We start from the raw sequence: 20,045 nt of genomic DNA, 5'->3' as shown, positions 1-20,045 counted from the left end.
TAGCCCCGGTTTCCCGGAGTTATCCCCGTCTTACAGGCAGGTTGCCCACGTGTTACTCACCCGTCCGCCGCTAACCAACAGGGAGCAAGCTCCTATTGTTCGCTCGACTTGCATGTATTAGGCACGCCGCCAGCGTTCGTCCTGAGCCAGGATCAAACTCTCCAAGAAAGTTTTGATTAGCTCAAAAATGTTACGTTGGCATCATTTCGCAAGAAATGAATTATTATTGTTTGTTGACGTTTTTTGTTTGTTTAGTTTTCAAAGAACAATTTCGCTTATTAAAGAAGCGACAAAAAGTATCATAACATTTTTTAAAACTTGTATCAATGGTAATTCTTACTAAAAGTAATTATCACTTGAATTCCTTCAAACAACTTTTTGAAGGGAACGTTTATTATCTTACCATTATAGATATCGACCTACAAGGTGAAAATTTTTCCAATTCTATAAATCAAAAACGAGGAGAATTTACCCCTCGTTCATTATAAAGAATCAATTTGTTAAGTGTTTTTCCATGACAACTGTTTTAACTTCGTATCCATTTGGATTAATAACTGTTTCTTCATTAGTAATCTTATAACCGAGAGATTCATATAGGAGAATATTCTTGGACAAAGACATCCGCACTCTACATTTTAGTTTAGCAATTCCTGATTGCACCGCATACTGCTCGAGCCATGTTAGCATAGATTTAGCAAGTCCCTTTCCTCTTGCAGCTGGAGTGACAGAGACGCGCATAAAATATATCTCTTTTCCCTCAACTAGGAATCTCAGGGAGCCTAATGGTAAGTCATTTTCTAAACATAGAAGAATTTTTTCAGTACCATTTGAATATTTTTCGAGCATGGACTCAAGAGATTCATTAATGGCACTTGAAGGAACTTCCATATTCCGATATTCCTCAAAAGCTTCTAGCATAAGCCTATGGGAAGTGGCAACTTCTATTTTGTCAGCTAATTTAACTATTACACTCATTGAGACTATTCCTCAACTAGTACTTGTTTAAAAAATGTAAGGACTTTTTGAAAGGAATCCCTTGCTGCAGAAACATTGTAAGAAGCCCTTGTATCATTAAAAAAGGCATGATGTGTGTCTTTATACATTTCATATTCAAATAATTTTCCGTGACTTTTCATTTGATCGGCAAAAGCTGGTATATTATCTGAAATACGTTTATCAAGTTCTCCATAAAATCCGTATAGAGGACAATTAATGCTTTTAAGTGCGTCCTCTGAAGGAGAGGTACCATAAAAAATGGCTGCCCCTTTTAATTCTGGATCACGGCAGGCAAGTAACGCAGATAGTGCCCCGCCCATGCAGAATCCAATGGAGGCGACTCCTTGACCTTTTGATGCTTCGCATTCATTACGTAAAAAAGAGTTGGCAGACAATAGGTTTTCGATATAAACAGAAGATTGAATTCCTCCAAACATTTTTTCAAAAGTCCTTGTTACACGATTCCGTTTCTCTTCTTCCAGTTCACGAATGGCTTGCTCCCTTTCCCCAGGGTTGTTCCATACTGTATGTGGCAAGGAATCTAAGAAATCTCTTACCTCTACTACACGTTCTTCTTTTAAATCTTCCATTCGATTCCCATTTTCAGCATATAGATCAGGAGCGAATGCAAGATAACCAGCTTGGGCAAATCTTTCAGTTATATTTTGAATATGGGCATCTACACCCCATATTTCCTGAATAACAATCACTGCCGGTAAGTTTGCGTTAACTCGGTCCATTTTTGCCATGTATCCAATAAATTCTTGATTTTTTCCGTAACGAACCCATTTTGTTTCTAATGCCATAACTTAGTCCTCCATTTAATTTCCCTTTCAATAAGTTGATCAGTAACTATTTTACTGATTCCCTTGAATTACAGATTAACACCTTTCATTCCGGCCTCAGGGTACCGTTCTCCCGCAGCAGCCCCTTTAGGAGCCACTTCATTAATTCGCGCAAGATCTGAATCCGTTAAGCTAATGGATAATGCCCCGATATTCTCTTCTAAGTATTGAATTCTTTTCGTTCCGGGAATAGGAACAATATCGTCCCCTTGAGCTAATAGCCATGCGAGTGCCAATTGGGACGGCTTGCAGTTTTTTTCACTAGCAATTTCTTTAATTTTATTTACGAGATCTAAATTTAGCTGAAAATTTTCACCTTGGAAACGAGGTGAATGACGACGATAGTCATCTGCATCTAAGTCCTCAAATTTTTGGATTTGTCCAGTTAAAAATCCCCTCCCTAATGGACTGTAAGGGACAAAACCAATTCCTAGTTCCCGGCAAACAGGTAAAATTTCATCCTCTACGTCTCTGCTCCATAAGGAATATTCAGTTTGTACAGCAGTGATTGGGTAAACGTTATTGGCACGACGAATGGTTTGCGGAGCGGCCTCAGACAAGCCAAGATAACGGACCTTACCTTCTTTAACTAAATCCGCCATTGCACCTACTGTTTCTTCAATTGGCGTCTTAGGGTCTACACGGTGCTGATAATAAAGGTCAATATAATCCACTCCAAGACGTAGAAGGCTGGCCTCACATGCTTGTTTAACGTATTCCGGGCGCCCATTGATACCTAAAAATTCACCATTGCTTCCTCTTACATTCCCAAACTTAGTTGCAATAATAACTTGATCGCGGTTATTCTTGATAGCCCGTCCAACTAATTCTTCATTCTTTCCTACTCCATACATATCGGCTGTGTCGAGCAGGTTGATTCCTAACTCAAGTGCTTGGTGAATCGTCTTAATAGATTCTTCATCATTTCTTCCACTGTAAAAATCAGACATTCCCATACAGCCGAGTCCAAGTGCAGATACTTCCAGACCATTACGTCCGAGTTTTCTTGTTTGCATTTTGTTAACCTCTCTTTTTCAGCTTTTATATAACTATTACTGGAAGAAACTAAAAAAATGACTCATTCTTGTTACATAAAGATTATACGAAATGAAGGGGAAATTTACCAATACATGCTCTTCTTCTAATAAACCAATAAAAAGAACCTTGAATTCAATCAAGGTTCTAAAAGTGTTTAAATTTTAATATGAGAAGCCATAAGGTCTTCGTCGTCTGTTGCTTCAAAGACTTCATAAAATTTTACGCTTGGTTTTTCATTTGTAACACTTTGGAGTTTTCCTTCAAACTCAGGGAATAATTTTTTATGCGCCTGTTCAGCTTCCTCTTTTGTATCCCAATAACTTAATGCCCTGTACTCACCGGATGGGTCATCGAAAAAATATACGCTTCCTCTAAATCCAACTAAATTTCTACTCTTTTTATCAAATTCTTTTGTTAATTTTTCTGCTATATCCCTATGACCTGTTCCCAATTTATATTGTACCACCCGTGCATAATACATAAATTTACCTCCAATCCGGAAAAATTAAATCTACATATACATGTATGATGATCAGAGGAAAAAGATGTACTATTTTAATTAAATTGAAATTTATAATCTTCTGCCGGTCCATGCTCCTAATATGGCTGCTAAAATCATAAGGAGTGCTACCTTAGGTTTCTGTCAAACAAAAAAACGCACGGATAAGTTATCCATGCGTTTCAAATTTATAATAGGATCGTTTTTAGGAATAATAAAATTTTATACACAAAGAGTATCTTATGTATGGCGGAGAAGGAGAGATTTGAACTCTCGCGCCGCTTACGCGACCTACACCCTTAGCAGGGGCGCCTCTTCAGCCTCTTGAGTACTTCCCCAAATAAATAATATCTAAGATGGTGGGCCTAAATGGACTCGAACCATCGACCTCACGCTTATCAGGCGTGCGCTCTAACCAGCTGAGCTATAGGCCCATATGGAGCGGGTGATGGGAATCGAACCCACTACATCAGCTTGGAAGGCTGAGGTTTTACCAGTAAACTACACCCGCATTTTTTAAAAATTAAAGTAAAAATCAATTAGAAATTCATCATCATAATAAAGAGTAATGGGGCGGCTGATGGGAATCGAACCCACGAATGTCGGAACCACAATCCGATGCGTTAACCACTTCGCCACAGCCGCCATCATGGTGGAGGGGGACGGATTCGAACCGCCGAACCCTGAGGGAGCGGATTTACAGTCCGCCGCGTTTAGCCACTTCGCTACCCCTCCATAAGAACAGATGAAATATATTAAGGTGGCGGTCTGGACGGGACTCGAACCCGCGACCTCCTGCGTGACAGGCAGGCATTCTAACCAACTGAACTACCAGACCCAAAATAAAATAAGTAAAACTGGCGGAGGAAGAGGGATTCGAACCCCCGCGCGGTTTAACCCGCCTGTCGGTTTTCAAGACCGATCCCTTCAGCCGGACTTGGGTATTCCTCCATTATCAAGTGGAGTCTAGGGGGATCGAACCCCTGACCTCCTGCGTGCAAAGCAGGCGCTCTCCCAGCTGAGCTAAGACCCCAAATTCTTTTTATGATGTACATGGTCGGGAAGACAGGATTCGAACCTGCGACCCCTTGGTCCCAAACCAAGTGCTCTACCAAGCTGAGCTACTTCCCGAAATATATGGCGCGCCCGAAAGGAGTCGAACCCATAACCTTCTGATCCGTAGTCAGACGCTCTATCCAATTGAGCTACGGGCGCATGATTTTGATTATATCGGTAACAAATACCAGAATTAAGAAAAAAGTGCGGGTGAAGGGAGTCGAACCCCCACGCCTTGCGGCGCCAGATCCTAAGTCTGGTGCGTCTGCCAATTCCGCCACACCCGCGTTATTGAAAGTTATTTTACTATCGTAAAAAACTTTGGTGACCCCTACGGGATTCGAACCCGTGTTACCGCCGTGAAAGGGCGGTGTCTTAACCGCTTGACCAAGGGGCCTTAATATTAAAATCGACACGAATGTTAAATTATCAAATTACTTTTATTCTATCAAACATCAATTTTTACCAATTCAATTTACAGATGCCATTTGGAGAACGACTTTTCAAGAATACCATTATCTGTAGAGAGATTCAATGGAAATTATTCCTCCTAGTCCCCTCTCTCAAAAAGAGAACTCCCATATAATATCATTCTAGTTACGTTTGTTTCAATAGAAATTTTTTCTAGTGTATGGTCTTTTTTTTAATAAGGCTATTATCCAATTTGATATAATATTAGACAATGAATATAGATAATTGAGGTGACATCATGAAAAAAACCATTGGATTATTTGCCCATGTTGATGCCGGTAAAACAACTTTGGCCGAACAATTGCTTTACCATACAAAAACAATCCGATATAGAGGCCGGGTTGACCATAAAGATACCTTTCTTGATACGCACGAAATTGAAAAACAAAGAGGTATTACTGTTTTTGCAGACCAAGTGACATTCTTATATAACGGCTCCACTTATTACTTAATTGATACTCCTGGACACGTCGACTTTTCTCCGGAAATGGAACGGGCCCTTCAAGTTATGGATTTTGCTATCATCATTGTAAGTGCTGTGGAAGGAATCGAAGGACACACGGAAACCGTTTGGAGACTTCTTCAAAAACATAACGTCCCGACGATTTTCTTTATTAATAAAATAGATCGTGTGGGAGCAGATGCAGTTAGTGTAATGAATGAAATTCGAACTCAATTAAGCAAAGATGCTTGTGACATAACCCATTCGTCAATTCGGAATAATATGAGTGAAGAACTAATTGAATTTATCGCCGAACGGGATGAAGAATTGTTAGATAGATATATGGAGGATGGTTATGACTCTGATTTATGGTTCGAAACAATGAAAAACCTCTTCAGAAACAATCAAATTTTCCCATGTACATATGGTTCGGCCCTTCAGGCGATCGGTTTAGATAGTTTACTGGAAAAAATGGACTTGTTAACCGAAACGGTCTATAACAAGGAGGAACCATTTGCAGGAATCGTCTACAAGATCCGCTATGATGAAAAAGGAACGAGAATTACGTTTATAAAAGCGTATAGCGGCACATTAAAAGTACGCGATGAAATTTACTGTGGCGGAAAATCTCATAATGAAAAAATCACACAAATCCGTTTATACAACGGCAGCAAATTTCAAAGTGTTGATCATGTCTCAGCTGGAGACCTATTTGCAGTAACTGGACTATCCTTGGCCTCTGCAGGAGAAGGCTTAGGTACCTTAAAGAAAAAGGTAAATTATGAAATGACCTCAGCACTGAAATCAAAAGTTACCCTTGAATCGAATATCAATGTAAAAGAAGCTTTACGTTATTTTAAGATTCTTAATGCTGAGGACCCAGCCCTTAACGTTACTTGGGAGGAACGGTCGCAAGAGATCCACATTCATGTAATGGGGACCATCCAACTCCAAGTTCTGCAGCAAGTCATTAAAGAACGGTTCAACCTAGACGTCACCTTTAATGAACCAGAGATATTATATAAAGAATCAATTGCTTCCGAGGTACTGGGCTTTGGCCATTTCGAGCCATTGGGTCACTATGCTGAGGTACATTTAAAACTAGAACCGGCAGTGAGAAATAGCGGCATTTCCTTTGAAAGTGTCTGTCATACGGATCATTTAACAATAGGAACCCAGAACACCATTCAATCACACCTTTTTGAACGTGAACATCACGGAATCTTAACTGGCTCACCTCTTACAGATTTAAAAATTACGCTCGTCACAGGACGTGCGCATAACAAACATACCTCCGGCGGTGACTTTCGTGAGGCAGCTTACCGGGCATTACGTCAGGGTTTAGAAAAGGCCGAGAACATTCTACTCGAGCCATTTTACGATTTTAAAATAAAAGTAGATTTGACTCATATGGGTAAGATACTAACTGATCTTCAACAAGCACACGGTAGTTTTGACTCCCCTATAACAGAGGGAAACAAAGTTTTTCTTACCGGTAAAGTACCGGTAGCTACCTTCATGAACTATGGTCCAGAATTTGCTTCGTTTACACAAGGTAAAGGGACGATGAATTTAGTGGTTGGAGGCTATGATCTTTGCCATAATCAGAATCAAGTCATTGAAAGACTTAAATACAATAAAGACGCCGATCCGGAATATACCTCTTCTTCTATCTTCTGTTCAAAAGGACAGGGCTATACGGTTTCGTGGGATGAAGCAGAAGCTTACATGCATTGCTTATAGTTAAAATAAAAGAAGGCGAGCAGTTTATTCTGCTGCGCCTTCTTTATTAACGACGATGTTCTACAAGGTCGATTACACCTAAAACGACGTGCGCCAAACCAAAACCGAAAACCGTGTTTGCGATCATTTTGTTGGTTCCCCGCTTCTGCTTTAAGGCGTAACCGGTTGCGGTTACAGCGGTACCTAATGCAGTCGGAATTAATCCTTCACGTACGTTCATAGTAATCTTCCTCCACATCTTATGATTGGTGCCATTAACACCAACCTTATTGTTCACTCCTGAGGTGGAATTATACTGAATATATCTAGGCACCTTCAATGGATGGTTCCTGATCATTTAAAGCCTAGAACTGGATGAGGTACATAAGGTTCCTCTAAAAAGCTAATTTCTTCTGGTGTCAATTTAATGGTGAGTGCTCCTACAGCATCCTCTAAATGAGACATCTTTGTTGCACCGATAATGGGTGCTGTTACAGGTTGTTTTTGCAATACCCAGGCGAGCGCAACTTGGGCTCGCGGTGCTCCTAATTTCGATGCTAATTCTGCCACTCTTTCCACTACAAGACGATCTGCTTCCGCTGTAGAGGCATATAGAGTTTTGCCAAATTCATCTGTCTCCGACCGAGATGTTGTTTCCTCCCAGTCACGAGTAAGTTTTCCTCGTGCAAGTGGACTCCAAGGGATAACACCGATTTTTTCCTCTCTACAAAGCGGAAGCATTTCCCTCTCTTCTTCTCGATATAAAAGATTTAAATGATTTTGCATAGAAACAAACTTTGTCCAACCGTTTTTCTCTGCTATATGTAACGCTTTAAGGAATTGCCATGCATACATGGAAGAGGCACCAATATATCTTGCCTTGCCCGCCTTTACCACATCATGCAGCGCTTCCATGGTTTCCTCGATTGGAGTATCGTAATCCCAACGGTGTATTTGATATAGATCTACATAATCCGTACCAAGTCTTTTGAGACTATGGTCAATTTCACTCATTATGGCTTTGCGGGATAGTCCTCCCCCATTCGGTCCTTCATGCATGCGGCCATGTACCTTTGTTGCGATTACAATCTCATCCCTGTTAGCAAATTCTTTTAACGCTCGTCCGACAATTTCTTCACTTGTACCATCAGAATACACGTTTGCAGTATCAAAGAAATTAATACCATAATCAAGTGCTTTTTTTATGATTGGACGGCTATTTTCTTCATCCAGCACCCATTGGTGGTTACCTCGTTCTGGTACACCAAAACTCATGCAGCCTAAACAAAGACGGGATACATCCATTCCCGTATTTCCTAATTTTACATAATCCATTTATTTGTACCTTCCTCTCCTAATTTTAAGGGATAACCTTCCTCCCCGTACAAACTACTATATTCTTGCCATATCTAAACTATAATTCTTATCAAAGATTTCTTCTATCATCTCAACCTTATTTTCCTCAAAATTTCACAAAGAAAATGACCAAAAGAGCCGCTCTAGGAGGACTCCACTTTTACCGCTTATGAAACGACTTTTTTATTTATAGTATTCAATTCACGGGCATTAACGAAAACTGTCCCTGTAGCAATTAATAATAAGCAACCAGTTACGATAAAAACACTATAGACTGGAAAAATCCCTCCCAGGAATCCGCCAATCATTGGGCCTGTCATTCCACCTAATTGATTTGCTGTTTGACTCAAACTAAACGCTCGTCCACGGAAATCATCTGGAGTCGATTTGACGACCAGACCATTCAAAGCGGGATAAACCGCGCAGAAAAAGATTCCAAACACAAAACGAATCATTGAGAATCCCCAAATATGGGTGAATACAATCTGAGCTAATGTTCCAATTCCACCGCCCAGCAGCCCAATGAACAAGACTCGTTGAAAGCCAACTTTGTCAGCCCATTTTCCCCAATAAGGAGCAAATAGAGCACTGGCAATCCCAGGAAGTGAAAAGACAACCCCTGCAAGGAAGGATGCATTATTGGAAGAACCACCTAATTTTACGATGTATAAAGGAAGAACCGGTTCAATCGTCATGACCGAACAGCTGGTAACAAGGGTTAATATTAGGACCATTAAAAAAGGACGATTACTCAGTGCTGCTTTAAAATCGTTTCTAACGGAGCCCTTTTCCTTATTTGGTGTGAAATTCTCCTCTATTACCCAAAAAATAATTAATAGTGTTGAAAGAAATACAATCATACCGGCGCTTGCAAATGCCCAGCGATTTCCCACTAAATCTGCTATGCCGCCGCCAAGCAGCGGACCAATAATTCCTCCTGATGCAGATGCGGTTGAGATCATTGATAGAGCATAGCCCACTTTGTTTCCAGGAGTATTGGTACCAATTAAAGCAATCGCTCCCGGAATGAACCCGCTTAATAATCCCTGAAGGATCCTCAGTGCCAAAATTTGATAGGGGTTTGTAACAAATGCCATTAATGTGTAAATGACAAAGAGTGCAAAACCTGCACGGACAATCATCGGTTTTCTCCCGTATTTATCGGCCATTCTTCCCCAGAATGGTGAAGCAAGGGCACCTGCAAAAAACGCGGAACTAAACAATAACCCTGACCACATTTCAGTATGTTGGTGTACACCTATTTGCAGGAGGAAAATAGGCAAAAAAGGGATGACCATGGAAAAACTTGCTGCTGTAAAAAAGACTCCAATCCAAAGTATCCATAAATTTCGTTTCCACAATAGCATGCTACTCCATCTCCCAATAATGCAAAAAATTTAAATCCTTTTTTAATAGTGCCATCGTAACATAAAACCATTTTATTTTCACTTCCGAAATATTCGATTTGTGAAATATACAATATCCAACAAAATTCGACTAAGAAAAGCACGTGAAAAGCCACAAAAAGGGTAACCCCCTGGGCCACCCTTTTCATTTGATATGTATTAGTTTTCAGCTAGTTTTTTTCCTATCAGCTGCTTTTGGAACGTAACTTAGCTCAAGTTTTTTATCATGTTATGCCATGTAACCCCACCGTGTACCGAGCTAGAAATACCTTCGTTTTTAAACCCTTGTTTTTCATAAAAATGAATATAGTTCTGCTTGCAAGTAAGGGTAATGGTTTCACGATGTTTCGTTTTTGCGTCTTTTTCTAAATGAGCAAGTAATGCTCCGGCAATTCCGCGATTTTGATAATCTGGAGACACGGCTAACCCTAACACACTTTGGTGTCCGCCAGCGGCTGGATTGGCTTTACTCTCATGAAATAAATCATCTGTAATATACGCGGTTTCAATAACTGGTCCATTGATCAACCCAGCAATGACCCCATCCTCTTCCGCAACAAAGAAACTATCAGGGATGGTTTGAATCCTCATTTGGAACGCTTCTTCAGTGGCTGCCTCATCTTTTGCAAAACAGCGATTTTCTAAGATTACTAATTCAGCAAGATCTTCGTACTTAACATTGCGTATCTTTACCACGGCTGTATTCCTCCAAGTTGAATATTCAAATTAGTCAAATTTATTTTACCAGAAAAATGGTTAGATATAATTATATATGCATTCAAAAAATATCCTACATTTTATGGAGGGAACTCTTTAAAGCTTCTATGATATAGGCAATTAACCATTTTCACCTATGACAAGAACCCAATTTTATATCCTTACATATCGTAGGTTAGAAACTTGATTGGATTAGTGGACCAATAAAAAAAGAGTCATATTCAGGTAGTAACTCCTTTATTCCTACTAACTAGTCTATTCAGGAAATATATAAAAAGGAGAGGTTTTTCATGAGGAGGTTAGTCGTACTTGCGCTAATAGGCTTGGCAGCACAATTAGTGGATGGTTCCTTAGGAATGGCTTATGGAGTGACTTCCACTTCTTTACTGCTTATGTTTGGAATCGCACCAGCAGTTGCCTCAGCTTCGGTTCACATGGCAGAAGTCGTCACGACTGCAGCATCAGGTGTATCCCACATTCGATTTGGTAACGTGGATAAACACGTGGTATATAAATTAATTATCCCGGGTTCCATCGGAGCCTTTATCGGTGCTTGTTTATTAGGCAGCATTCCTGGAAATATTGTAAAGCCGTATGTTTCCTTTTTTCTGTTAATGTTGGGTGTCTATGTTATATACCGATTTTTGTTTAAATTTAATCCTGCTAGTAAATTGTCAGGGAAAAAATTAGGAAAAAAGCAACTGATTCCGTTAGGCTTTATTGCAGGCTTCTTTGATGCTACTGGCGGCGGCGGTTGGGGGCCAATTGCCACACCGGTTTTGTTAACGAGCAGCAAAATGGAACCAAGGAAGGTGATTGGATCGGTTGATACAAGTGAATTTGCTATTGCCATTTCTTCTACATTAGGCTTCCTTTTAACCTTGGGATGGACTCAAATTAATGTTCAATGGGTTATTGCTTTGATGATTGGGGGAATTATCGCTGCTCCAATCGCTGCTTGGTTAGTCAAAATCATCCCAACTAATCTATTAGGGACACTGGTTGGAGGAATTATCATAATTACTAATATCAGAACCTTACTTGGAGCATTAGAGGCCTCACATATAATTAGTTTATTTACTTATCTCATTCTAGCTGTCCTTTGGCTCGCAGCAATCATAAATGTTAGCTATAAAATAAAACGTAATAGCTATCGTAAACAATTAGCAGAATAAAGATATATAACTTAGAGGAACTAGCAGCTGTATGATAGAGATGAATGTTGAAAACCCCATTAAGAGCCCAATTACTCTTTATGGGGTTTTCGTTTTTATTATTTACGATCCTTTTCTCCATTGCCAAGTTCCTTGCGATTGGTTGCTTTCGGTGGTTCCTCTAACCAACCATTTTCGATCATCAAATTCATCCCGTCCTCACCCAATCTTAATAAATCACTCGTTAGAATAATATATTTTTCCGCTAAATCTCTTCTAGCGGTCACACTTAGTGCTGAACCATAAAAAGCAATAGTCACTTGGGTGGATAAGAGTAATTGATACATGATCCATTTGTCGGAAAATGGCGGGATGATCGAATTTGTCACCTGAGATTGCCACGAAATGGGATAATGTAGTTTCTCTTCACGAAAAATTTGTTCGAATGCAGTAATATGCTTATTTCCAAGGTCGATTCCTCTATTAATGAATTGGCGAACCTTTTTAGATTTTGCTACTTGACTAAAACCAACCTTTAAAGCAACATGCTGGTGCATTTTATACAAATTAAAGGTTATATCACCGATTTCGATTCCCGTCAATGGACGCCTTGACCCAAACCAGCCTGTTAAAAAACTTTGTTGCTTAATAAAATCAATTTGTTCAGATGGACTAATAACAGGCGGTCGGGTAATAATTCCTTTATTCAGCATCATATCGATTGCTCTTTCAAAAACAGTCAATGTTTCATTATTACAATCGTAATAATATTTTCGTAAATCTGCTCTAATTGAGGTACTTACAGACAATGCGTACCCTGTTAGCCCTTGTAAAGACATAATATACATATAATACAGATAAAAATTATCCTGAAAAAGACGCGGGGCTTTAATGTTTACATCTTTTTCGGTGAAACCCATTGGAATGGGAAAATCCTCAGCTTCAAAAAACTCCTTCACCTTTTGGACATGGCGTTCACAGAGTTCAAGTGAAAATTTATATATTTCAATCGTATCTTGGTCTTCAAGATGTTCTAACGCATATTTAATCCAACAAATAGACATCGTATCGAACATATACTGTGTCCAAAGACTTGAAATCTCTGGTGCGGTAAGACGAATCGGGTTTTGCTCCATAACATTCTTCCTTTATCTTATCTGTTATGAGCATAGGTTTACCCACTTGTGGAAATGTTATTCCCAGATAATGTAAAGGGTTTATTCGATTTTATAAAGCGCCATAAATGACGGAGCGGAGCCTTGGCTGTGTATAGGTCTCAAAATGCGGGAACAACTGCTGCATGTATACGGCAGAGAGCTGCTCTTTTGGATCAACCATCACCCATGTTCCAGCTAGTCCTGACCATCCAAATTCACCAACAGAGCTATTACTTCCTGCAAGCGCAGGGTTCGTCATAACCCTTACACCTAGACCGTAACCGTAGCCCTTTAGATGTTCCCAATTAAAAGTAGGAACCTGCTCCTGCTGCAGCTGATTCATGGATAATAAATCGATTGTTTTTCTTCCTATAATACGTTCACCGTCAAGAGTACCTCCATTTGCCAGCATTCGGGCAAAACGGCTATAATCATTCAAAGTAGATAAAAGACCTCCACCACCGCTTTCAAACATGCTGCCGGGTTGATATTCTTTATCCATTTTAATATTCTTCTCTAAAATGCCAGTCTCCTTCCAATCGTACAAACTGCACAAACGCTCCTTTTTATCATCAGGAATCTTAAAAAATGTGTCATCCATAGATAATGGTTGGAAAATTTCCTCCTGTAAAAATTGTCCAAAGGATTTGCCTGAAACTTCTTCAATTAAAGCACCTAGAACATCATGACTTAATCCATAGCGCCACTCTGTACCTGGGTCAAATGCCAATGGAACCTTGGCTAGTTCTTTAGAGAATGTTCGAACACTAAAGGTACCCTCTCTATGTAACGTTCTCATCATCTTCTTGACCTGCCGTTCGGTTTCACTACCTTCTCCTTCATAGGTTAACCCTGAAGTCATTGTAAACAGGTCTTTCACTCGAATTGAGTTTGCGGCAGGTGTGATGGAAATCTCTTCATTCAGGCTTTCACGATACACCTGGGGATTTTTAAACTCAGGCAGGTATTCTTCTAGAGGATCCTCTAATAAAAATAATCCCCGTTCAAATAACATGAGAGCAGCAACACAAGTGACCACTTTTGACATGGAATAAATTCGGTAAATGGTATCTGGGGTAATTGGTTTCTTCGTTTCTAGATCCGCATAACCAACATAGTCTTCAAAAACTCGTTCGTTTTGATGGTAGACAGCACATGCACAACCCGCCGGCGCCTTTTCAACAAAACTATTTAATAGGGGTTTTAAATGTTGGATCGATTTCATACTACCTCTCCTTTTGTTAACGTTTTCTTTTATTTTAATAGTAACTTAAATGTTATGAAATTAATAGTTTTATTAAATAGCTTCCACTGAAAAAAGCTGCCGTTCGGCAGCATTTCTAATAAAGTAGTATTTTTATATTGGAAACTATACTAAAAAGGCTCCTAATGCGACCATTGCCTTTTTTAATGCCTGTTCATAAGCTTTATCCTTACCAATTACCATACGAAAATCAGCTTGATCTCTGACCGTTGAACGTCCTTCTACTTCATATCCGTTTTCAAAAATGAGCAGACAAATGGTGGACTTTTCGCTCATGCGATGAAACTTCTTCTCGACAATCATCTCCTCGAGTTTTTTTCGTTTATCATCCTTGAGCTCAGCTGTCCTGAAATATGGGATAACAATGTGATCATAATAATGGTTGTTTTTACATTTTACTATTAGCAGTTTTTCACCAGTCTCTTGTACTAAATTAATCTCCCCGCATTTAGGACAAAAACTTTCAATCACCATTTTATCCACCCCTTTAAATTGGTGCAAACAAGTCATTATATAAGTAGTAAGCAAGGATGGAATAAATGACACTTTCATGGAATTTTAATCTGATTTTCACCTTATTATATATTTCAAATAAGCTTTTTGTAATAGGGTTACCCCAGTTGGCAAGGAAATGATTGTTAACATCTCGGTTTCCTTACCCGATCGAGTGCATAGCGTATAACTCGATCCACCGCATACGGTGGCTATTTTAATTGAATTTTTTTACTGTTCTGTATCCCCCTTGTTTAACTCTTGACGGAATTCAATCATTTCCTGAACTAAATCCTTTAGTGTCAAGGTAGTCATCAAATGATCTTGGGCATGAACGAGAATAATCGGCACATCGATCTGTTCTCCTCCTGCCTCCTCTTGAATTAATTGGCTTTGAACCAGATGGGCTTGGACAGATTCACTATCAGCCTCAGCCAGCTTCTCAATCGCTTCAGTAAAATCTTTATCTTTCGCAGCATACAACGCCTCCATCGCAAGGCTCCTGGCATTTCCACTGTGCAAAATTAATTGAAAGGATAGATTATACAACTCCTCTTTCGTCATCCTTGTTCATCTCCTTGGACAATGGCAAGAGACTGCCAGGTGGCAAGCTCCTGTATTCTTTTTTTATTAATCGATCCTTTTTCTGCCGATAAGTTTTGTTTATCCCGCATTCTAAAGAATAGATAGCAAATGGCAAAAGCAACCACTAAGTTAATCCATAGTAATTGGACAAGGAAAAACAGCAATTAAAGCATTGCTGCATTAAAATATATTTCTTATACCTATTTTTAATACAAACTTTTTAAGAAAAAGGAATAACAAAAAACCTGCATCACTGCTGGTTCGTTTTATGTTTACTTTTGAACATGATCATTTTATACATGAATAGGCTAAAAATTAATATGGTGCTTACGGACATTAAGATTGGGAATACAGGGTGAAACTTCGCAGCATAAATAAAATGGTTCCTCCAAACAAGAAAACCTTTAAATGAAGTGGGAATTTGTATTCCCATTTCTTTCTCCCCTGTTTATCTTTTAGACGAAATGAACTTAAAAAGGATTTCAGTTTTTTGAAATTTTTTTATGATTCGGGTAAGTTTTCTTTAAAAAGATAATGGACTCTTTGATTAACTCCTTTAATACTGCAACATCTATATCAGCTATCTTATTGATATAAACGCATCCCTTACCGGTTGTATGCTTACCAAAGTTCTTTAATAGTTCTTCGCGTTTTGTGTCACCCGGTGCAAAATAAAGGCTGATTTTTGCTTTTCTGGGAGAGTAGCCAACAAGCGGGGCATCGCCTTCGTGTCCTGAAGCATATCTATAATGATAGGAGCCAAAACCAATAATACTAGGACCCCACATTTTTGCTTGAAACCCTGTTGTTTCTGTGAAGATATCCAATAGCTGGTAAGCATCTTCACGCTTTTTTGGATGATCTACGTTTTCGATAAATTCAATCACACTGTGATCCGTCTCTTTTGTTTTTAGTTCGTACATAATAAAACCTCCTTCATTTATCATTAGATAGTTCTTTTAAGTGTGTTTAATCTTATATATTATTCCACATTAAACATTTTTTACCTTTTTAGGATGATATCTTTGGTTTGTATTTGAAAGGTTATCCTTTTCCAAATATAAAAAATAGAAGGAAACCAGATTGGTTTCCTCCTTGTTTACATGACAATGACTTTTTTTTCGGCAACAACATTTGTATTTTTTTCAATCCCCTGTAACTCAAGTAATCTTTCACGGAAACGAACTACCTCGCCAACCACAATCATGGCCGGGTTTTGCACTCCTTCACGTTCAACAACACTAGTAATCGTATTTAATGTACCAGTGACTGTTCGCTGCTCGATTCTTGTACCTTGTTCAATCACGGCCACAGGTGTATCTCCATTTTTTCCATGGTTTATCAATTGCTGAGAAAGAAAAGAAAGGTTACCGATACCCATATAAATGGCAATCGTGTCAACAGCCTTTGCCAAACTAGCCCAATCAATATCCGTCGGTTTTCCTTTTGAACAATGACCTGTCACCACAGCAAACGAATTACCATATTCCCGATGTGTAATCGGAATCCCCGCATATGCTGGGGCTGCTATTCCTGAAGTTATTCCGGGAACCACTTCAAACGAGAGCCCGTGTTTCGCTAATTCTTCGGCTTCTTCCCCGCCTCGGCCAAACACAAATGGGTCTCCGCCTTTTAATCGAACGACTGTTTTTCCCTGGCTTGTAAATTGAACAAGCAAATCATTAATGATTTCCTGTTTCATTGTATGATGTGTCGGCTTTTTTCCACAAAAGATAATCTGACAATCTGGTTTTGCTTCCCTCAGCAAATCACGATTGACGAGACGATCATATAGAATGACATCTGCCATCCGGATGCATTTTAATGCTTTTACAGTGATTAATTCCGGATCACCTGGACCGGCTCCAACGATATAAGCCTTCCCCATATCACCGCCTCCTAAGCTAGTAAATTCTTTATGCCGAGAGTAATCTCCTATTATCCGAGAGAAATTCCCCGCTATCCGAGAGAAATTCCCCGCTATCCGAGAGTAAACCCTGCTTATCCGAGAGAAATCCCTCATGATACGAGAGTAACCTCTAAAACCTATCTGACAGGCTTACTCTCCATCGACTAAAATAAACACCTGGTCTTCAATTACCTCTACTGGGAATGACTTTACACATCCTATATCTGGTGCTTGAACCTTTCCATCCGTGATACAAATTTTCCAATCATGCATCGGGCAAAATACAAACTCTCCACTTACAATACCCTCCGCTAAGACTCCGCCTTTATGCGGGCACCTGTTCTCAATCGCACGGATATTCCCGTTCTCTAATCTAAAAACAGCAATTTCCGTATTCCCAATGACTGTTGTTTTTCCTAGTTTTCTAGGCATATCCTCTTTAGTCCCTATAAAAACGCGTTTAATAGTGTTTTCCATGAACAAAAGCCTCCCCTTCTATTTCATTCCAGTTGGTATTTTAACTGTCTCGTATAAATCTCTTAGAAGAGATTTATTTTCTATTGCTTCCTTCCAAGGATCTTGAACGATGGAAAGTGCCTCATCCATTCGGAAATTTAACATTTTTACAGTTTCCCTGTCTGAGAGAACATCCCTAATATGCTCAAGGCCAAGACGATCCACCCATGCAGAAGTTCTTTCTAAATAGTTCGCCGTCTCACGATAATACTGGAGAAACGCACCAATCATTTCAACAAGCTCATCATCTGTTTTGAATTTGAATAACAAATCCCCTGCACGAAGATGTGTACCGCCGTTTCCGCCGACATACATTTCCCAAGCCCCATCAGTACCTACTACACCTACGTCTTTAATACCGCTTTCGGCACAGTTTCTCGGACAAGCGGATACAGCCAATTTAATTTTATGAGGAGTATTTAATCCTTCAAATTTCTTCTCCAATCGTATACCTAATCCAATCGAATCTTGTGTACCAAATCGGCAGTAGCTTTCACCTACACAAGTTTTTACCGTTCGCAAGCCTTTCGCATAAGCAGAACCAGATGGCATATCGAGCTCAGCCCAAATCTTAGGTAAATCCTCTTTCTTCACCCCGAGTAAATCAATTCGCTGACCGCCAGTGACCTTAATGGTTCCGACTTGATATTTATCTGCTACATCAGCAATCTTACGAAGGTCGTCAGAAGTGGTCACACCGCCATACATTCTCGGTACAACGGAATAGGTCCCATCCTTTTGAATGTTGGCATGAAGCCTTTCATTGACGAAGCGAGCTTCTTTCTCATCCTGGTATTCTAATGGATTAATCATCCCTAGGTAATAATTTAGAGCCGGCTTACATTTTGAACATCCCTCTGTTTTCCAGCCTAATACATTCATGACTTCACGGATATGTGTTAACCGCTTAGAGCGAATTTCCTCGACAATTTCATCGCGTGATAAGGTCGTACAGCTGCAAATCGCTTCTTTTTCATCAGCTTTAAATTGATCACCAAGGGTACAAGCTAACAAATCGGCCACCAAGGATTTACAACCGCCGCATGATCGGGAAGCATTGGTACATCCTTTTACCTGGTCCACAGAAGTTAGACCCTGAGTTCGGATCGCCTCAACAATGGTTCCTTTGCTGACTCCATTACAGCCGCAAATAATTTCTTCGTCTGCCATCTCAGCTACAAGGCTAACCTCTTCAGATTTACTTTTTGAAGACTCTAAATACTCTTCGATGCTAGCGCCCTTTTTAATTAAACTTAGGAGTTGATTCCCATCCTTTGTGTCTCCAAACAGGACAGCACCAACGATTTTTCCGTCTTCAATCAGAACCTTTTTATAAGTTCTGCTCCAGTCGTCGTATAGTTTGTAAACTTTTGTATCAGGATCTTCATTGATTTTTCCAGATGAAAAAACATCAACACCCGACACTTTTAACTGTGTGGAAAGCACCGAGCCGTGATAACCAGTATCCTCCAAACCGCAAATATGCTTAGCTAATACTTGAGCTTGCTGATATAGTGGTGCAACTAATCCATAGGCAATACCGCGATGTTCTGCGCATTCTCCGAGAGCATAGATATTAGGTACATCTGTTTCTAAATAATCATTCACGATGATTCCGCGATTAACTGGAATACCTGCTTTTTGTGCTAATTCTATATTTGGTTTGATCCCAACGGCCATGACCACTAAATCGGCGTCAATCTTTGTTCCGTCTTTAAATTTAAGCCCCGTAACATGTTTCTTACCGAGTATTTCAGCTGTATTTTTCTGTAAAAGGAAATTCATTCCTTGTTTTTCTAATTCCTTTTGTAAAAGTTTCCCTGCGGTACGGTCTAGTTGTCGTTCCATTAAGAAGTCAAAGATGTGAATAACATCTACTTCCATTCCCAGATTTAATAATCCGCGTGCGGCTTCCAGACCCAGTAATCCACCTCCGATTACGGCTGCCTTTTTATATTGTTTTGAATATTCAATCATTTTTTCGCAGTCTTTGATATTCCGGAAAGCCGTCACGCCTTCTTTATCTGCCCCTGGTAACGGCAGCATAAACGGATTCGACCCGGTTGCAATGATCAATTTGTCATACGGTTCGATTCTTCCTTTATCAGTCGTAACTACTTGTCTTTCCTTATCAATGGAAACAACCGTTTCTCCGGTAAAAAGAGTGATTCCGTTGTCCTCATACCACTGACTGTCATTTAATGTGATATCCTTAACAGAAGTACCTCCTTGTAAGACCGTTGATAACTGAATTCGGTTATAGTTTGGATATGGTTCACTTCCAAAAATCGTAATTTCAAAATCTTCCCGGTTAAGTTTCAGCACTTCTTCAATGGCACGAACCCCAGCCATTCCATTTCCTACAAGTATTAGTTTTTGTTTGATCAAGTGTAATTCCCTCCCTAAACTGTTGCATGTGT

General features: G+C 39.6%; 19 protein-coding genes, 12 tRNA genes and 1 rRNA gene. 2 read left to right on the top strand and 30 right to left on the bottom strand.

All coding sequences use genetic code 11. The features are described from left to right. The 17 genes from CVD27_RS04330 to CVD27_RS04250 form a co-directional block, all read right to left on the bottom strand. Nucleotides 1-168 (bottom strand): 16S ribosomal RNA (locus CVD27_RS04330); the annotation flags it as partial. 324 nt (nucleotides 169-492) lie between these two features. After that, entirely contained in the window at nucleotides 493-975 is a 483-nt protein-coding gene (locus CVD27_RS04325; protein ID WP_101646638.1) for a GNAT family N-acetyltransferase, read from the bottom strand. A 5-nt stretch (nucleotides 976-980) separates the two neighbouring features. Beyond that, entirely contained in the window at nucleotides 981-1,802 is an 822-nt protein-coding gene (locus CVD27_RS04320; RefSeq protein WP_101646637.1) for a dienelactone hydrolase family protein, read from the bottom strand. Between the two features lie 68 nt (nucleotides 1,803-1,870). Next, complete coding sequence (locus CVD27_RS04315) at nucleotides 1,871-2,857, bottom strand: aldo/keto reductase (protein ID WP_101646636.1); 987 nt, start codon at nucleotides 2,855-2,857, stop codon at nucleotides 1,871-1,873. 176 nt (nucleotides 2,858-3,033) lie between these two features. Then, the gene (locus CVD27_RS04310; RefSeq protein WP_257984258.1) at nucleotides 3,034-3,330 is read right to left on the bottom strand and encodes a hypothetical protein; all 297 of its coding nucleotides are present in this window, start codon (nucleotides 3,328-3,330) and stop codon (nucleotides 3,034-3,036) included. Between the two features lie 295 nt (nucleotides 3,331-3,625). Next, nucleotides 3,626-3,716, bottom strand: a tRNA-Ser gene (locus CVD27_RS04305). 19 nt (nucleotides 3,717-3,735) lie between these two features. Beyond that, nucleotides 3,736-3,812, bottom strand: a tRNA-Ile gene (locus CVD27_RS04300). Between the two features lie 3 nt (nucleotides 3,813-3,815). Beyond that, nucleotides 3,816-3,889: transfer RNA gene (locus CVD27_RS04295), tRNA-Gly, on the bottom strand. Between the two features lie 58 nt (nucleotides 3,890-3,947). After that, nucleotides 3,948-4,023 (bottom strand) — tRNA-His (locus CVD27_RS04290). A 5-nt stretch (nucleotides 4,024-4,028) separates the two neighbouring features. Further along, a tRNA-Tyr gene (locus tag CVD27_RS04285) sits at nucleotides 4,029-4,113 on the bottom strand. Between the two features lie 26 nt (nucleotides 4,114-4,139). Further along, nucleotides 4,140-4,216, bottom strand: a tRNA-Asp gene (locus CVD27_RS04280). Nucleotides 4,217-4,236: 20 nt separating this feature from the next. After that, nucleotides 4,237-4,329, bottom strand: a tRNA-Ser gene (locus CVD27_RS04275). Nucleotides 4,330-4,338: 9 nt separating this feature from the next. Further along, a tRNA-Ala gene (locus CVD27_RS04270) sits at nucleotides 4,339-4,411 on the bottom strand. Between the two features lie 21 nt (nucleotides 4,412-4,432). Next, nucleotides 4,433-4,509, bottom strand: a tRNA-Pro gene (locus CVD27_RS04265). Nucleotides 4,510-4,516: 7 nt separating this feature from the next. After that, nucleotides 4,517-4,593 (bottom strand) — tRNA-Arg (locus tag CVD27_RS04260). Nucleotides 4,594-4,639: 46 nt separating this feature from the next. Continuing rightward, nucleotides 4,640-4,721, bottom strand: a tRNA-Leu gene (locus CVD27_RS04255). Between the two features lie 35 nt (nucleotides 4,722-4,756). Continuing rightward, nucleotides 4,757-4,831 (bottom strand) — tRNA-Glu (locus CVD27_RS04250). Between the two features lie 312 nt (nucleotides 4,832-5,143). On the opposite strand from CVD27_RS04250, the gene CVD27_RS04245 reads away from it, so the two are divergent. After that, a complete protein-coding gene (locus CVD27_RS04245) occupies nucleotides 5,144-7,090 on the top strand; it encodes a GTP-binding protein (protein ID WP_101646634.1) in 1,947 nt (648 codons plus the stop codon). A gap of 46 nt (nucleotides 7,091-7,136) precedes the next feature. Here CVD27_RS04245 and CVD27_RS04240 read toward each other — a convergent pair whose 3' ends face one another. From CVD27_RS04240 to CVD27_RS04225, 4 genes are all read right to left on the bottom strand, one after another. Then, complete coding sequence (locus tag CVD27_RS04240; RefSeq protein WP_101646633.1) at nucleotides 7,137-7,310, bottom strand: asparagine synthase; 174 nt, start codon at nucleotides 7,308-7,310, stop codon at nucleotides 7,137-7,139. Nucleotides 7,311-7,423: 113 nt separating this feature from the next. Beyond that, on the bottom strand, nucleotides 7,424-8,404 hold the full coding sequence (locus tag CVD27_RS04235) for an aldo/keto reductase (protein WP_101646632.1): 981 nt from the start codon (nucleotides 8,402-8,404) through the stop codon (nucleotides 7,424-7,426). 188 nt (nucleotides 8,405-8,592) lie between these two features. Then, nucleotides 8,593-9,792 (bottom strand): MFS transporter, encoded by a 1,200-nt coding sequence (locus tag CVD27_RS04230; RefSeq protein ID WP_101646631.1) that lies wholly within the window; start codon nucleotides 9,790-9,792, stop codon nucleotides 8,593-8,595. Between the two features lie 246 nt (nucleotides 9,793-10,038). Next, a complete protein-coding gene (locus tag CVD27_RS04225) occupies nucleotides 10,039-10,527 on the bottom strand; it encodes a GNAT family N-acetyltransferase (RefSeq protein ID WP_101646630.1) in 489 nt (162 codons plus the stop codon). A gap of 311 nt (nucleotides 10,528-10,838) precedes the next feature. On the opposite strand from CVD27_RS04225, the gene CVD27_RS04220 reads away from it, so the two are divergent. Then, nucleotides 10,839-11,723 carry a sulfite exporter TauE/SafE family protein gene (locus CVD27_RS04220; RefSeq protein ID WP_101646629.1) on the top strand — a complete coding sequence of 295 codons (885 nt, stop codon included), beginning with the start codon at nucleotides 10,839-10,841 and terminating at the stop codon, nucleotides 11,721-11,723. A gap of 98 nt (nucleotides 11,724-11,821) precedes the next feature. On the opposite strand, the gene CVD27_RS04215 is transcribed toward CVD27_RS04220, so the two are convergent. The 9 genes from CVD27_RS04215 to nirB form a co-directional block, all read right to left on the bottom strand. Continuing rightward, nucleotides 11,822-12,838 (bottom strand): DUF3231 family protein, encoded by a 1,017-nt coding sequence (locus CVD27_RS04215; protein WP_101646628.1) that lies wholly within the window; start codon nucleotides 12,836-12,838, stop codon nucleotides 11,822-11,824. A gap of 91 nt (nucleotides 12,839-12,929) precedes the next feature. Next, on the bottom strand, nucleotides 12,930-14,084 hold the full coding sequence (locus CVD27_RS04210; protein ID WP_101646627.1) for a serine hydrolase domain-containing protein: 1,155 nt from the start codon (nucleotides 14,082-14,084) through the stop codon (nucleotides 12,930-12,932). 144 nt (nucleotides 14,085-14,228) lie between these two features. Continuing rightward, a complete protein-coding gene (locus tag CVD27_RS04205; RefSeq protein WP_180960142.1) occupies nucleotides 14,229-14,597 on the bottom strand; it encodes a Gp49 family protein in 369 nt (122 codons plus the stop codon). Between the two features lie 249 nt (nucleotides 14,598-14,846). Beyond that, a complete protein-coding gene (locus tag CVD27_RS04200; RefSeq protein WP_101646625.1) occupies nucleotides 14,847-15,179 on the bottom strand; it encodes a PTS lactose/cellobiose transporter subunit IIA in 333 nt (110 codons plus the stop codon). Next, nucleotides 15,176-15,364 (bottom strand): hypothetical protein, encoded by a 189-nt coding sequence (locus CVD27_RS27725; protein ID WP_142384073.1) that lies wholly within the window; start codon nucleotides 15,362-15,364, stop codon nucleotides 15,176-15,178. Before CVD27_RS27725 ends, CVD27_RS04200 begins: the two co-directional genes overlap by 4 nt. A gap of 318 nt (nucleotides 15,365-15,682) precedes the next feature. Further along, entirely contained in the window at nucleotides 15,683-16,123 is a 441-nt protein-coding gene (locus CVD27_RS04190) for a DUF1801 domain-containing protein (protein WP_101646623.1), read from the bottom strand. A gap of 176 nt (nucleotides 16,124-16,299) precedes the next feature. Further along, nucleotides 16,300-17,088 carry a uroporphyrinogen-III C-methyltransferase gene (gene cobA, locus CVD27_RS04185; protein ID WP_101646622.1) on the bottom strand — a complete coding sequence of 263 codons (789 nt, stop codon included), beginning with the start codon at nucleotides 17,086-17,088 and terminating at the stop codon, nucleotides 16,300-16,302. Nucleotides 17,089-17,259: 171 nt separating this feature from the next. Continuing rightward, the gene (nirD, locus tag CVD27_RS04180) at nucleotides 17,260-17,586 is read right to left on the bottom strand and encodes a nitrite reductase small subunit NirD (RefSeq protein ID WP_101646621.1); all 327 of its coding nucleotides are present in this window, start codon (nucleotides 17,584-17,586) and stop codon (nucleotides 17,260-17,262) included. A gap of 18 nt (nucleotides 17,587-17,604) precedes the next feature. Then, a complete protein-coding gene (gene nirB, locus CVD27_RS04175) occupies nucleotides 17,605-20,013 on the bottom strand; it encodes a nitrite reductase large subunit NirB (protein WP_101646620.1) in 2,409 nt (802 codons plus the stop codon). Nucleotides 20,014-20,045: the final 32 nt, after the last annotated feature.

It is taken from the genome of Neobacillus cucumis (genome assembly GCF_002860255.1).
GTDB classification, from domain to species: Bacteria; Bacillota; Bacilli; order Bacillales; family Cytobacillaceae; genus Neobacillus; species Neobacillus cucumis_A.
The sequence above is the reverse complement of the archived record's forward strand: the minus strand, read 5'-3'. Positions and strand labels throughout refer to the sequence as shown.